Annotated in this window: 1 protein-coding gene; it reads right to left on the bottom strand. The window is 80.5% G+C overall.

From position 1 onward, the window contains the following. Positions 1-497, bottom strand: a 497-nt coding sequence (locus BG452_RS37205) for a hypothetical protein (RefSeq protein WP_188308769.1), incomplete at both ends; no start/stop codon positions are given.

Here is a 497-nt window from a genome sequence, read left to right as displayed (position 1 = left end):
GCCGGGCGGCCGGGCGCTCGCCCGGCGAGTGAGCCGGCAGGTGACCCAGCGGGTGGCGCACGAGGCGCCGGGCGAAGGTGCCGGAGGCGCGGACGGCGAGCTGGTCCTCGCCGTCGGTGCGGGCGAGCGCGGCGGCCAGGCGGCGCAGCGCGGCGTCGTCGAGTTGCTCCGGCAGGTCGATCAACCCGCCCCAGCGGGTGGGCAGTTCGAGGGCGGCGGAGCGGCCGAGGCCCCAGACGGCGGCCTGCCGGGGGTCGGCGGGCCGGTCGGAGCGGCCGGTGGCGACGGCGCCGCGGGTGAGGCACCACAGCGGTGCTTCCAGCCCGGCGTCGCCGAGGGCCTGGACGGCGGTGACGGTGGCCGCGAGCGGCTCGTCGCCGAGGGCGAGGAGGGACAGGACTCCGGCGAACTCCCCTGCGTCCCGCAGCTGCGCGGCGAGCGCGGCCCGGTCGGCCGCGGCCCGGAGGGTCACCCCGTCGACCAGTCCGTCCGCCCAC

Origin of the sequence: Streptomyces sp. CBMA123 (assembly GCF_014596465.1) — a bacterium.
Lineage (GTDB): Bacteria > Actinomycetota > Actinomycetes > Streptomycetales > Streptomycetaceae > Kitasatospora.
The sequence above is the reverse complement of the archived record's forward strand: the minus strand, read 5'-3'. Positions and strand labels throughout refer to the sequence as shown.